Raw genomic sequence first — 13,001 nt, 5'->3', positions numbered from 1 at the left:
GGGTAAAGGTAGTTTATCCGGCGGCGGTCAGCGCGCGGAAGACCTCCTCCACGCTGAGCGACTCCATGCTGAGACCGAGCAGGACCAGGTCGTTCGCCACCGCGAAACGAAAAACTTCGGCGCGGGGATCGGTACCGGGCTTTAGGAGCAGACGATACGTGTTCTTCGCTTTGCCGGAGGTGACTTTATCCACGCCGCTGATCCGCAGTAATTTATTGCTGTCTACTTCGCGATCGAATTGCACCAGCAGGGAGCTGCTGCCACTCAGTCTGCGCTGTAGGCGCTCGATGGGGTCGTCGGCCACCACTTTACCGCGGTCGATGATGATAACCCGGTCGCAGATCGCCTGGACTTCCTGCATGATATGGGTGCTGAAGATGACGGTCTTCTCCTTGCCAAGTTGCTGGATGAGGCTTCTAATCTCCGCCAGCTGGTTTGGGTCGAGGCCGCTGGTGGGTTCGTCCAGTATGAGTACCTCCGGGTCGTGCAACAAAGCCTGGGCAAGCCCAACGCGCTGCCGGTATCCCTTGGATAGCGCACCGATCGGCTTGTTGGCCTCCCGGCCCAGTCCGGTCAGATCGATGAGTTCCGCCATGCGCGTCCGCGGCTGCCGGATCCCGTGGGTCGAGGCCGCGAACTGCAGGTATTCGCGGACGTACATATCCGGATAGAGCGGATTGTGTTCGGGTAAGTATCCGACGAGCTTTCTGACCGCCAGACTATCCGTTTCCACGCTATGACCGCATACCTCTGCCGTCCCACTGCTCTGACTCAGATAGCAGGTGAGGATCTTCATGGTGGTTGTCTTACCCGCTCCGTTCGGACCCAGGAACCCCAGTACTTCGCCGCTGCGCGCCGTGAAGGAGATGTCGTCTACAGCACGTTGCTCCCCGTATAGCTTGGTTAGGTTGGTTACGGTTACTGACATGGTGGGGGTGGGTTATTGGGTCTTAGCGTTGTTGAGTCTTCGCGTCTCCTGCGTTGTTTTGCGTATTTGTGGAGGTTTGCAATTTGGTTGACCCCCTCATGACGGGTCGATGGTGGGCCCGCCCAAGAAATGCTTATACGTTGGCTAAGGAACAAGCGCATCACCAACGTCCAAAGCCGGTATTTCGGATGGGACAAATTACCGTCTTATCCTTGAATCTCCCCAGGCAGACCATTTACAACTGAAACAACGTAAAGAAATACCCTGTAAAACTAACAGGCGGTAATCCAGGGAACGGACCGTCTCAACAATCCAACAGCTAAAACCCAATGTGAAACAAAGCGTCCCCCTGACTTACGACCGCGGAATTTGTATGTCCGATAATGAAGCCCGAACGCGGGGAGAGGATACGTTTATTGGGGCGGATACCGTGCGGATCGTGGATGACGCCGATGGGTTCTCCCTTGCGGACGGGGTAGCCGCTTCGCTTACTCCACTGGAAAAGCCCGGCGCGACCGGCGCGGACCCAGCTGCTGGCAAAGAGTTCGACCGGCTCGCGCTCCGTCAGTCCGGTGGCGGGACGATTCAGCATGTCGCGGGCGTACAGGAGTCTTTTGATGCCGGAAATGCCTTCCTGAATGCTGGGGCCGTCGTAGCGAAGGTTTTCTCCGCCCTCGAAGGTCAATACGCTCAGGCCGAGTGATTTGAAGGCCGAACGCCGCAGCGATTTTGAGGGTGGCTTGGCGGATAGCATGACGGGTGGATTAAACTGCCGCGCCGCTTTGGACGCTTCCGGATCGTCGGGCGAATACCGGATCTGGGGGTAGTTGAACAGGCCGCGGCCTCCGGTATGGAAGTCGACGGCGAGGTCGCAGTGGGCCAACAGGTTCTTGCTCAGTCCGGCCGCAATCCGGCTCGCCAGTGACCCCGAACTGGTGCCCGGGAAACTGCGGTTGACGTCCTTGCCGTCCGGCACGTCCCGGCTGAAGTTGTTGAAACCATACACGTTCAGTAGGGGCACCACCACCACCGTGCCCGCAATCAGTTTTTCGAAGAGCTTGACCCGCAGGCTGCGCCGCAAGATCTCGACGCCGTTGATCTCGTCGCCGTGCACGCCGGCAAGGAACAGAATTGTTGGGCCAGGCCGGAAACTGCGGAATACATGGGCCCGTATCGAAACGGGGTTGCCGCTGGGCAACTGTCCCGCCACCAGTTCAACGGTACCGGATTGTCCGGGATAAAATTCACCGTTGGCCAGGGATAGGGGAGAAATACTGCTCATACTTTTTGTTCTGCATACCGGATTATCGCCCCGGCGATGTCCACTTCAGTGGCACCTTCGATGCCTTCCAGACCGGGACTAGCGTTTACCTCCATGACCAGCGGACCGCGGCTGCTGCGGATCAGATCCACGCCCGCAATCTCCACGCCGATCGTTCGCGCGGTACGTAGCACCAGGGCCTGGTCTTCCTCACTCAGGTCGATTCGTTCGGCGGTGGCGCCCCGGTGGATGTTTGCACGGAATTCACCGGGGGCGGCCCGGCGTTCCATGGCGGCGACGATCGTATCGCCCACCACGAAGGCGCGCTGGTCGGCACCCTTACTCTCGCGAATGTATTCCTGCAGCACTACCCGGTCCTGCAACTGTAAAAAACCTTCGACCAGACGGTCCAGCTGGTGCAGGTGGTGGGCCAGGGCGACGCCCACGCCGTGCGTGCTCTCCAGCAGTTTAACTACAATCGGGAAGGGGCCGAGCTTGGAAGCGATCCGCCGCGCTTCCCAGGTCGAGAAGCACAATACGGTACGCGGCACGTCAATGCCCGCCCCCACCAACTGCTGCAGGCAGCTCATCTTGTCGCGGGCCAGCAGCAGTCCGTCGGCCGAAAGCGTATGGGGCACCTTCAGCGCATCCAGTTGCCGGATGAGCGAGACGCCCCGGGCCGTGATGTTTGCGCCGATGCGCGGGATAGCCACCTCCGGCAGGCGAAGGGCACTTCCGTTGTGGAGGATGCTCGTCTTCTTGCCCGCCAGGTACGGACTGCACAGGGCATGGTCCACCACCTCCACGTCGTGGCCGCGCGCCTCGGCGGCTTCCACCAGGCGGCGGGTACTGTACAGGCTGGGGCCCCGGGAAAAAACGGTCATCCGCATCCGCCAAAGGTAAGATGCCTTTGATTCTTCCTATGAGGGCTTTGATCGGGTAGGACCGGGTTGCCATTCCCGTGGCCGTCGTTAGCTCATTCCCTGGGCGGCAAGCGCGGGTACCCTGTCTTCCCATACGGCTCCGACCGGTGGTTGTGGACTGCGCAGGCCGCTCCTCTCCACTTATAACGGTAATGCCTGACCGTCCCTTCTGATCCCCAACCCGTTTTCGAAATAAAATTCACTGGCAACAGTTGACCGGTCCGGAACCAGATAAGCCGGCAAAGGCTACTTACCTTGCACCCGCGCGCGCCGCCCCGCATCCAGGGTGAAGGGCGGCACCGGACGAAAGAACTGAGCATGCAGACCCTGACCGCGGAAACGTACTTTGCCGGTGAACCGGACCGTGTCCTGCTGGACGTGCGCAGTCCGGGAGAGTACGCCGAAGGACACGCACCCGGAGCGGTTTCCCTGCCGCTGTTCTCCGACGCCGAGCGGGCCGAGGTGGGCACCTTGTACAAACAGGAGAATCCGGATGCCGCCCTGCTGCGCGGACTGGAGATAGCCGGAGGCAAGATGCGTCAACTCGTCGAACGGGCCCGCGTCGCAGCGCCGGAGGGTAGGGTAGCGGTTCAGTGCTGGCGCGGCGGCCAAAGAAGCGCCAGCGTGGCCTGGCTGCTGGAACGCGCCGGAATGGATGTACGACAATTGGAAGGCGGCTACAAGGCTTACCGGGCCTACGTGCGCCGGTGGTTGGGGGAGGCCCACCACCCCCTGCGGGTACTGAGCGGTCCTACCGGATCCGGCAAGACCCACGTACTCCACGCCCTGGCCGCGGAAGGTGCCCGCATCGTTGATCTCGAAGGACTGGCCAACCACAAGGGGTCCTCCTTCGGAGCGTTGGGCGAGGCTGCTCAGCCGACCACCGAAGCCTTTGAGAATTTGTTGTTTGAAGCCTTGCGCGGTATCCCCGTCGGGGAAACGGTATGGGTGGAAGACGAAAGCCGTATGATCGGTACCGTGTGCCAGCCTGACGTTTTCTACGACCGACTGGTAAGTGCACCGGTGACCGAACTCGTCCAACCCGAAGAATGGCGCGTCAATAACCTCGTGCGGGACTACGCCGGCTATCCCCCCGACGCCCTGGCCGCGGCCTTTACGCGCCTGCGCAAAAAACTGGGTGGCCAACGCCTACAGGACGCTCTGGCGGCCCTGGAAGGTGGTGATTTTGAAACCGCCGCCCGTATCGCGCTGGTGTACTACGACAAGGCATACGCCCACTACGCCGCCCGCAAACCCGTGGGCAAGCATACGCGCATCACGCTTAGCGATCCCGATCCCCGCGCGACGGCCCGCCAAATTCTGTCCCACCAATGAAGCAACTCGTCCACCTTATTGATCGCGTGATAGCGGCCATCGGGCGGGCGGCGGGCCTGCTGAACCTCTTGCTGATCGTACTGGTGGTGGTCGATGTATTGCTGCGTTGGTTCTTCTCGCTCACCGCCGCCTGGGTTATTGAGCTGGAGTGGCACCTCTTTTCGTTGATTTTCCTGCTGGGCATCCCGTACGCCCTGCAGCAGGATCGCCACGTGCGGGTTGATCTGTTTTACGAGAACTTCCAGCCGGCGGACAAGCGCCTGGTCAATCTGATAGGGGGCATCCTTTTCCTGCTGCCGTGGGCGGTGGTGCTGTTGTACTTCAGTACGCTGTACGCCTATGAGTCGTGGGTGTCGAGCGAGGGCAGTCCTAATCCCAACGGCATCCCCTATTACTTTCCGATCAAGGCCGTAGTGCCGTTCGCGGCCGGCCTGCTCATCCTGCAGGGGATTGCCGAGTGTTACCGGGCGGCCACGGGTGCTCCACAAAGCGAGGAAGCATGAGTCTGGCCGTCCTCGCCCTCATCCTCTTCGTCAGCATTTTCCTGCTGGTGCTGTATGGCTACCCCGTGGCTTTCACCCTGGGAGGGCTCAGCCTGATCTATGCGCTCTGCTTCCTTGATTTTGCGGTATTGAGTCTTCTCCCTAATCGGATCATGGGAGTTATGGACAACTCCGTTTTGCTGGCCGTACCCCTATTTGTTTTCATGGGCATCATGCTGGAGAAAAGCGGTCTGGCCGAACGAATGCTCAACAGCATGGCGAGTCTTTTCGGACGGGTGCGCGGTGGAATGGCCGTCTCCGTCGTGATCGTGGGGGCCTTGCTGGCCGCATCGACGGGCATCGTGGGGGCCACCGTAATCACCATGGGTCTGATCAGCCTGCCGCCGATGTTGCGCAAGGGGTATCCGCCTACGGTGGCTACCGGTGTGATTGCGGCTTCGGGAACGCTGGGTCAAATCATTCCCCCTTCCGTTGTACTCGTGCTCCTGGGCAGCGTATTGCAGGTGAGTGTTGGCGGACTGTTTCGCGCCGCGCTGTATCCCAGTTTGCTGTTGGTTGCCGCTTACATCGTGTACATTTTAGGGTTGGGCGCACTGCGTCCGCGACTGTTCCCGGTAGCGGTAGAGGGGCCCGCGTGGGACCGGACCCTCCTGGTGAAGGTCCTTCAGAGCCTGTTCCTTCCACTTCTATTGATCGTGGCGGTGCTGGGGAGTATTTTGATCGGGCTGGCCAGTCCGACGGAAGCAGCGGGGGTCGGGGCCGCGGGTGCCGTGCTGCTCACCTGGACGCAGGGTCGACTGGATTGGGACGTAACGCGCACGGTGTGTCGCGATACTACCCACCTGACCAGTATGGTCTTCATGATTCTGCTTGGGGCGACCACCTTTTCGCTGGTGTTCCGGGAATTAGGGGGTGATCGCTTCCTGGTGCAGCTGATCGAGCGGAGCGACCTACCGGAGTATCAGTTTCTGGCACTGGTGATGGTGGTCGTTTTCGTGGCCGGATTCTTCATCGACTTTATTGAGATTGTGTTCATCATCGTGCCGGTGGTGACGCCGGTATTCGTGGCTTACGGTACCGATTTGATCTGGTTGGGGATTCTGCTGGGCATCAACCTGCAGACGAGCTTCCTCTCGCCGCCCTTCGGTTTTGCCCTCTTTTACCTCAAGGGTGTGGCCCCACCGGAGGTCACCACGGGACACCTGTACCGCGGAATCGTACCCTTCCTGATTATTCAGGTGATTCTGCTTACGGTGGTCGTCTTTTTCCCCGAATGGCTTGGGGTCCGGTAGTTCCCTACGTAATGGGTTCGATGGGGCTTTTCGGCAGGGCGAAGTCGACCTCAACGTCGTTGTCTTCCACGATCAGGCAAAGGAGTCCGGAAAGGGCAAAGGAAGCCGCGCCGATGAGCAGCGCATAAATGGCCACATTACCGAAGAACGTGCTCAGAATGAAACCCAGCAGGCCGGCGGCCACGATCTGTGGAATGACGATGAAGAAGTTGAACACCCCCATGTAGTAACCCATCTTATTAGCCGGCAGGATGCTGCTGATGATGGCGTAGGGCATCGATAAGATGCTGGCCCAGGCGATCCCGACCCCCACCATGGAGAGCAGCAGCATATTTGGATCCTGCATGAAGTACACACTGCCCAGTCCGAGCGCCCCGCAGAACAGGGCGAGCAGGTGGGTAAGCCGACGGTTGAGCATCCGGGCGATTACCGGCAGTATAAAAGCAGCCAGGGCCGCCACACCGTTGTAGATGGCGAAGCAGATGCCGACCCAGTCGGCACCTTCATTGTAGGCTTCGGAATTGGTGTCCGTGGTGCCGTAGATATGGCTGGTGACGGCGGAGGTCATGTAGATCCACATGGCAAACAGGGCGAACCACGAGAAGAACTGCACGGCCGAAAGCTGCACCATGGTCTTCGGCATGCGGAAAATACCGAGGAAGGATTCCTTGATGCCGTCGTAAATCCCTTTCGCGGCGTTTTCCCTCCGCAGTTCTTCCAGATCGTCCGGCGGGTATTCCTTGGTGTTGAAGACGGTCCACATTACCGCCGAGAAATAGGCGATACCGCCCAGGTAGAACGACCAGCGCACGGAGTCGGGAATGGCACCCTCGGGGGCGGTGTTGGTAAGTCCGAACCAGTTGGTAAATACGTAGGGCAGGGCGGAGGCGATGACCGCTCCGGTGCCGATGAAAAAGCTCTGCATGGCAAAGCCGCGGGTGCGTTGCTCGTTGGGCAGCATATCCCCCACAAAGGCACGGAAGGGTTCCATGCTGATATTGATCGACGCGTCCAGGACCCACAGCATCAGCACGGCCATCCAGAGGGCCGTGGAGTTGGGCATGAGGAACAGGGCCACGGTAGCCAGGATGGCGCCTACCGCGAAGAACGGGCGGCGGCGGCCCCAGCGTTCGCTCCAGGTGCGGTCGCTGTAATACCCGATGATGGGCTGCACCAGCAGTCCGGTGACCGGTGCGGCCAGCCACAGTATCGGTAGCTCATCCGGGGAGGCTCCCAGGGTTTCGAAGATGCGGCTGACGTTGGCGTTCTGAAGGGCGAAACCGAACTGGATCCCGAGGAATCCGAAGCTCATGTTCCAGATCTCCCAGAAGCTCAACCGGGGCTTGAAGGAGCTGATGGACAGGGTAGACATGATCGAGGGGTATGGAAGAGAATCAGGGGTAGGAGCGTTGCACCGACCCGCGTAAAAGATGCCAAGATACAGTTGGGGGTTCCACTATGCGGCAATTTTGGTCGGGCGGTTCCGTATTTTTGACACCGGCCCCGGCCGGCTGCCCTTATCTTCGCCTTCCCAAAAAACAGATTACCAGCATGGCTTCAACTACCGCTACCTCCCTGCTCTCCGACCGCGTACGCACCATGGAAGAATCCGCCACCCTGCGCATGGCCCAGCTGGGCCGCGAAGTGATGGCCCAGGGTCACGACGTCATCAGCCTGAGCCTCGGCGAACCGGATTTCGATACCCCGGACCACATCAAGGAAGCGGCCAAGCGCGCCCTCGACGAAGGGCAGACGAAGTACACCCCCGTACCCGGCACCGCCGAACTGCGCAAGGCCATCTCCGACAAGTTCAAGCGGGAAAACGGCCTCGCCTACTCACCCTCCCAGATCGTGGTGAGCACCGGTGCCAAGCAGAGCATCGCCAACGTATGCTTCGCGCTGCTCAACGAAGGGGATGAGGTAGTGATCCTGGCACCCTTCTGGGTGAGCTACTCGGCTATGGTAGAGGTAGCCGGCGGCAAGCCCGTGATCGTCGGTGCCGGCATCGACGACGATTATAAGGTCACTCCCGAAGCCATCGCCGCGGCCATCACTGACCGCACCAAGTTCATTCTCTTTTCCTCGCCCTGCAATCCCACAGGGTCGGTCTATACCTCCACCGAACTGGCCGCCATCAGCCGGATGCTGGCCGACTTCCCGAATGTATTCGTAGTGTCGGACGAAATCTACGAGCACATCAACTTCACCGGCGAGCACGCCAGTATCGGTACCTTTCCCGAGGTAAGCGACCGCACCATCACCGTGAACGGCTTCAGCAAGGGTTTTGCCATGACCGGCTGGCGCCTCGGCTACCTCGGAGCCCCCCAAGAGGTGGCGGATGCCTGTAACAAACTGCAGGGCCAGAGCACCAGCGGTGCCAACAGCATTGCCCAACACGCGGGTGCGCACGCGCTGAACAGCGACCTGGGTCCGACCATCGCCATGAAGGAGGCCTTTGCCCGCCGCCGCGAACTGATCATCGAAGGCCTCGAGAAGATCGAGGGAATGAAGGTGAACCGCCCCCAGGGCGCGTTCTACCTCTTCCCCGACGTGAGTGCATTCTTCGGTAAGTCCGATGGAGAAACCACTATCCGCGATGCCGATGACCTGGCCGAGTACCTGCTCGTCAAGGCCCACGTGGCCACCGTCACCGGCGGCGCCTTCGGCGCCCCCGACTGCCTGCGGATCAGCTACGCGGCCAGTGAGGAACAACTGCGGACGGCAGTCGACCGCATCGCCCAGGCGCTAGGTCAGCTGCGTTAGTAGCCGGCCACGTCGTCGTCCGGATTGCGGGGGTCGGCCGCGGCTTGCAGCCGACCGTCGTGCAGCACCCGGATGGCTTTGATGACAGCCATGCTGTTCACTTCCCGGAAGCGATAGCCGAGGGTCTTCAGACTGTCGAGCACGCCACCGCTCAGTGCGTCCGATTCATAGAGAATTTCGTCGGGCAGCCATTGGTGGTGAAACCGTGGTGCCGCTACGGCGGCGGGTAGGTCCATGCCATACTCGGTGACGTTAAGAAAGGTCTGCAATACCGCGGTGATGATGGTGGAACCACCGGGTGCGCCCAGAACAAGGAAAAGTTCTCCGTTCCGCTCGACGATAGTGGGCGTCATGCTCGACAGCATCCGTTTGCCGGGTTGAATGGCGTTGGCCTCCTTGCCGACCAGCCCGAACATGTTGGGGACGCCGGGCTTGGCGCTGAAATCGTCCATTTCGTTGTTGAGGAAGAAACCGCCGCCGTCGACCATCACCTTACTGCCGAAGTTGCCGTTGAGGGTAGTGGTGATGGATACCGCGTTGCCGAGGCTGTCCACGATGCTGATGTGGGTAGTCTCGAAGGTTTCCTTCATCGGCAGGTTCCCGGCGGCGATTGCGGCACTGGTCCCGGCGGTATCGAAGGAGAAATCGGCCATCCGGTTCAGCAGGTATTCATCCCGCAGCAGGGAATCCACCGGCACGGGGTAGAAGTCGGCATCCCCCAGATATTCGGCCCGGTCGGCGTACGCCCGGCGCATGGCCTCGGCAATCACCTGCACCGAGCGAACGCTCTGAAAACCGTACTCCGAAAGGGGGAATGGCTCAATCATTTCCGCCATCTGGCTCAGGGCCACCCCGCCGCTGCTGCTGGGAGGCATGGAGATCAAACGGAATTCCTTGTACTCCTTGGTGATCGGGGCCTTCCATTTCGGCGCGTACTGCCGCAGGTCTTCCCGGGTGATGAGTCCGCCGCCGGATTCCATCTCCGCCACGATCAGGTCGGCGGTGGCTCCCTCGTAAAAGCCGGCCGCACCCTCGTCGCGGATCCGGATCAGCGTGGCGGCCAGGTCCGGTTGTTGCACCAGCGTCCCCGCCACGCGGGAGCTGTCGTTGAAGGGTGTTTCTTCGTTCAGGGCGGCAAAATCATCGTGGTAGCGCTTCAGGCGCTCGATCTCCGCTTCGCTGAGGCGGTAGCCCCCGTCGGCCAGGTCGATCGCAGGCTGAACCAGTTCCGCCCACGGCAGGCTGCCGAAACGCTCGTGCATGGCCGCGATGCCGGCTACCGTCCCCGGTACGCCAACCGCCAGGTGGCCGAGCGTACTGAGCCCCTCGGTGACGTTACCGGCACTGTCGAGGTACATATCACGGTGGGCGGCTGCGGGAGCTACTTCGCGGTAGTCAAGGGCAATAGCGGGGCCATCCGCCGGGCGGTACACCAGGAAGCCGCCGCCGCCGATGTTGCCCGCGCGGGGGTAAACCACTGCCATGGCGAGTTGCATCGCAACCGCGGCGTCGATGGCGTTGCCGCCGCGCCGGAGTACCGCTTCCGCGGTTTGGGTAGCCAGGGGATGCGGACCGGCGATGGCGACGGTGGAATAGGTCGCTGATTTTTCGGCGGTGTAATCGACGCGGGGCGACTCCCGGCAACCAAGAATGAGTAAGGCGAGCAGGGGCAAATACTTCATGCAGGGCGTTTTAGCGCAATGTACATAATGCCCGCCCGGCCTATTTCCAGATTGACGGAATTCGTTGCACCTTCACGGGGCCCAACCAGTAAATCATGCAAACCACCAACCACCTGCTGCTCGTCCGCCCGGCCAATTTTGCCCGCGCCAGCGAAACGGTCGCCGACAACTCATTCCAACAGGTAGTCTCTAATGAAAGCTTTACGGCCATTGGCCGGCGGGCCGTGGAGGAGTTTGACCACTTTACCGACCTGCTGCGGCGCGCCGGGGTCACCGTCCACGTGATCGAGGATACCCCGGCCCCGGTCAAACCGGATGCCGTCTTCCCAAATAACTGGTTTTCTACCCACGAAGACGGGACACTGATTACCTATCCGACCTTCTGGCCGCAACGCCGGATGGAGCGACGCGACGATATTATTGACTACCTCAGCGACAATTTCGTGGTGGACCGGAAGCTGGACCTGTCGGTTTGGGAAGACCAGGAACTCTACCTCGAAAGCACCGGCTGCCTCCTGCTCGACCGCAAGGCTCGTATTGCCTACGCCTGTCTTTCGCAGCGCTGCAGCCTGGAGGCCGTACACCAGTGGTGCGAATTGATGGATTATCAGCCGATCACCTTCCACGGATACGACCTGCGCGGGGAAGTGATCTACCACACCAATGTCATGATGGCGATTGGTACCTACGACGTACTGGTATGCCTCGACGCCGTTCGCGATCCGGCGGAAAAGTCGAAACTCACCGAAAGCATTGTGCTTTCCGGAAAGCGCATCGTCGGTCTTTCCCTCGAGCAAGTGGACCAGTTCGCCGGCAACGCCCTGGAGGCCCAGACACCGCAGGGGCCGGTCTGGATCATGTCCTCGGCCGCCTTCCATTCGCTGTCCGACGAACAGCGAGACGCCCTGCTGGAACCCACCGGAATGCGCATCGTCCACGCCGACCTCAGCACCATCGAGCACTACGGCGGCGGTAGCGCCCGCTGTATGCTGGCCGAAGTATTCCTTAACAAACCTTAAGCGAGTTTAACCGATCCATAGAAATATGGCAGGGGGCGCGGGACTAGTTTTGTCGTAAACGAAACGACATGAAACGCCCGCTTCCCCCTCTGATGCTACTGCTGCTGGGAATGCTTGTCCTGGCGGCTCCCTCGTGTACCTCCGTACAGTCGCTGGTCGAATCCGGTGATTACGAAGCCACGATCGAACTGGCCCAGCGACGACTTACGGGCAAGCAGAAAAAGAACCCCAAGCTGGTGGCCGCCCTGGAGACGGCTGTCAACCGCGCCAACGAAGAGGACGTGAACCGCGCCGCTTTCCTGCGCGAGGCCGCCGATCCGGATTGGGTCCGCATTCACGGCATCTACGATAACCTTAAGCGCCGGCAGGACGCCCTGCGACCCCTCCTGCCCCTTTTCGACAAGAATGGCCGAAAGGCCACTTTCCGGTTCGTTCACGTCGAAGACCTCGTGGTGGAAAGCCAACACCGCGCCGCGGCGCAGTTGTACGAACAGGCCCTCAGCGAGCTTTCGGCCGGCCGTCGGGGAGACAAAGCCGCGGCCCGGGAAGCTTACCATACTCTGGGCCGCATCGACCGCTACGCCCGCAACTACCGCGATACCGAACGACTCACACGGGAAGCCGAGGCGCTGGGCCGCGTCTACATCACCGTGGAGGTAGTAAATGAGAGCCACACCTTCCTTCCCGCCGGCTTTGAAGACGAATTGCTGCGGCTGCGGACGGCGGAAATGGACGACCGCTGGCGCATCTATGACTTGGGTTCCCGTCGCTCGCAGGAGGCCTACGATTACCGGGCAAGGATCGTCATTCGCGACATCCGTGTCAGTCCGGAGCGCATCAGCGAGCGCAGTTACCTCGACGAACGCAAGATCGTAGACGGACAGGAATACGTACTCGATGGCAACGGAAACGTGGCCAAGGATTCGCTGGGCAACGACATTACCCGCCCCCGCGAAGTCCTCGTACGGGCCGAAGTGCTTGAGGTACTGCAGCAAAAGTCGGCCCTGGTGACCGGGTCCGTGGAGCTGTACGATCTGCGGCAGAACCGTCTCGTGGACGCCGACGATCTGACGGCGGAAGCCGTTTTCGAGAACTACGCCAGCACCTACCGGGGCGATCCCCGGGCCCTTAGTCCGGATTCACGCCGTCGTATTGGAAACCAGCCCCAACGTTTTCCCACCGATGCCGACCTGATCCTTGATGCCGTGGCGGTCCTTAAACCTCAATTGCAGAACCGCCTTGCCGACAGTCACCGACTGATATAATCCCGAAAACTAATCTTTGTCGTTTCCCGT

Annotated in this window: 11 protein-coding genes; 6 read left to right on the top strand and 5 right to left on the bottom strand. The window is 60.7% G+C overall.

Annotation, left to right across the window (positions count from 1 at the left end; translation table 11 throughout):
• Window positions 1-13: 13 nt before the first annotated feature.
• The 3 genes from gldA to E4021_RS02720 form a co-directional block, all read right to left on the bottom strand.
• Window positions 14-928 (bottom strand): gliding motility-associated ABC transporter ATP-binding subunit GldA, encoded by a 915-nt coding sequence (gene gldA, locus E4021_RS02730; protein WP_136456369.1) that lies wholly within the window; start codon window positions 926-928, stop codon window positions 14-16.
• A 319-nt stretch (window positions 929-1,247) separates the two neighbouring features.
• Window positions 1,248-2,210, bottom strand: a complete 963-nt coding sequence (locus tag E4021_RS02725) for a succinylglutamate desuccinylase/aspartoacylase family protein (RefSeq protein WP_136456368.1) — start codon at window positions 2,208-2,210, stop codon at window positions 1,248-1,250.
• On the bottom strand, window positions 2,207-3,073 hold the full coding sequence (locus E4021_RS02720; RefSeq protein WP_168797436.1) for an ATP-grasp domain-containing protein: 867 nt from the start codon (window positions 3,071-3,073) through the stop codon (window positions 2,207-2,209). Before E4021_RS02720 ends, E4021_RS02725 begins: the two co-directional genes overlap by 4 nt.
• A 357-nt stretch (window positions 3,074-3,430) precedes the next feature.
• On the opposite strand from E4021_RS02720, the gene mnmH reads away from it, so the two are divergent.
• Genes mnmH through E4021_RS02705 form a run of 3 tightly spaced genes read left to right on the top strand, consistent with a single transcriptional unit; the run spans window position 3,431 to window position 6,242 of the window.
• Complete coding sequence (gene mnmH / locus E4021_RS02715; protein ID WP_136456366.1) at window positions 3,431-4,447, top strand: tRNA 2-selenouridine(34) synthase MnmH; 1,017 nt, start codon at window positions 3,431-3,433, stop codon at window positions 4,445-4,447.
• Window positions 4,444-4,950, top strand: a complete 507-nt coding sequence (locus E4021_RS02710; protein ID WP_246050204.1) for a TRAP transporter small permease subunit — start codon at window positions 4,444-4,446, stop codon at window positions 4,948-4,950. The genes mnmH and E4021_RS02710 overlap by 4 nt, the downstream gene beginning before the upstream one ends.
• Window positions 4,947-6,242, top strand: a complete 1,296-nt coding sequence (locus tag E4021_RS02705; protein WP_136456365.1) for a TRAP transporter large permease — start codon at window positions 4,947-4,949, stop codon at window positions 6,240-6,242. Before E4021_RS02710 ends, E4021_RS02705 begins: the two co-directional genes overlap by 4 nt.
• Before the next feature lie 4 nt (window positions 6,243-6,246).
• Here the strand turns inward: E4021_RS02705 and E4021_RS02700 are convergent, their stop codons facing one another.
• Window positions 6,247-7,614, bottom strand: coding sequence for an MFS transporter (locus E4021_RS02700; protein ID WP_168797435.1), 1,368 nt, complete (start codon window positions 7,612-7,614; stop codon window positions 6,247-6,249).
• Between the two features lie 179 nt (window positions 7,615-7,793).
• Here E4021_RS02700 and E4021_RS02695 point away from each other — a divergent pair, with 179 nt between their 5' ends.
• Window positions 7,794-9,005 (top strand): pyridoxal phosphate-dependent aminotransferase, encoded by a 1,212-nt coding sequence (locus tag E4021_RS02695; protein WP_136456364.1) that lies wholly within the window; start codon window positions 7,794-7,796, stop codon window positions 9,003-9,005.
• On the opposite strand, the gene ggt is transcribed toward E4021_RS02695, so the two are convergent.
• Entirely contained in the window at window positions 9,002-10,687 is a 1,686-nt protein-coding gene (ggt, locus tag E4021_RS02690; protein WP_136456363.1) for a gamma-glutamyltransferase, read from the bottom strand. The two genes, E4021_RS02695 and ggt, sit on opposite strands and share 4 nt — an antisense overlap.
• 95 nt (window positions 10,688-10,782) lie before the next feature.
• On the opposite strand from ggt, the gene ctlX reads away from it, so the two are divergent.
• Window positions 10,783-11,706: a citrulline utilization hydrolase CtlX gene (gene ctlX / locus E4021_RS02685; RefSeq protein ID WP_136456362.1), complete on the top strand. Its 924-nt coding sequence runs from the start codon at window positions 10,783-10,785 to the stop codon at window positions 11,704-11,706.
• A 68-nt stretch (window positions 11,707-11,774) separates the two neighbouring features.
• Entirely contained in the window at window positions 11,775-12,971 is a 1,197-nt protein-coding gene (locus E4021_RS02680; RefSeq protein ID WP_246050203.1) for a hypothetical protein, read from the top strand.
• Window positions 12,972-13,001: the final 30 nt, after the last annotated feature.

It is taken from the genome of Neolewinella litorea (genome assembly GCF_004803465.1).
Lineage (GTDB): Bacteria > Bacteroidota > Bacteroidia > Chitinophagales > Saprospiraceae > Neolewinella > Neolewinella litorea.
This window is presented reverse-complemented; position numbering and strand designations above follow the sequence as displayed.

Excerpts from the sequence above, each read along its gene's own strand:
- gldA (WP_136456369.1), bottom strand. The coding sequence starts at position 928 with ATGTCAGTAACCGTAACCAACCTAACCAAGCTATACGGGGAGCAACGT.
- E4021_RS02680 (WP_246050203.1), top strand. The coding sequence starts at position 11,775 with ATGAAACGCCCGCTTCCCCCTCTGATGCTACTGCTGCTGGGAATGCTT.
- mnmH (WP_136456366.1), top strand. The coding sequence starts at position 3,431 with ATGCAGACCCTGACCGCGGAAACGTACTTTGCCGGTGAACCGGACCGT.
- ctlX (WP_136456362.1), top strand. The coding sequence starts at position 10,783 with ATGCAAACCACCAACCACCTGCTGCTCGTCCGCCCGGCCAATTTTGCC.
- E4021_RS02710 (WP_246050204.1), top strand. The coding sequence starts at position 4,444 with ATGAAGCAACTCGTCCACCTTATTGATCGCGTGATAGCGGCCATCGGG.
- E4021_RS02700 (WP_168797435.1), bottom strand. The coding sequence starts at position 7,614 with ATGTCTACCCTGTCCATCAGCTCCTTCAAGCCCCGGTTGAGCTTCTGG.
- ggt (WP_136456363.1), bottom strand. The coding sequence starts at position 10,687 with ATGAAGTATTTGCCCCTGCTCGCCTTACTCATTCTTGGTTGCCGGGAG.
- E4021_RS02705 (WP_136456365.1), top strand. The coding sequence starts at position 4,947 with ATGAGTCTGGCCGTCCTCGCCCTCATCCTCTTCGTCAGCATTTTCCTG.
- E4021_RS02695 (WP_136456364.1), top strand. The coding sequence starts at position 7,794 with ATGGCTTCAACTACCGCTACCTCCCTGCTCTCCGACCGCGTACGCACC.
- E4021_RS02720 (WP_168797436.1), bottom strand. The coding sequence starts at position 3,073 with ATGACCGTTTTTTCCCGGGGCCCCAGCCTGTACAGTACCCGCCGCCTG.
- E4021_RS02725 (WP_136456368.1), bottom strand. The coding sequence starts at position 2,210 with ATGAGCAGTATTTCTCCCCTATCCCTGGCCAACGGTGAATTTTATCCC.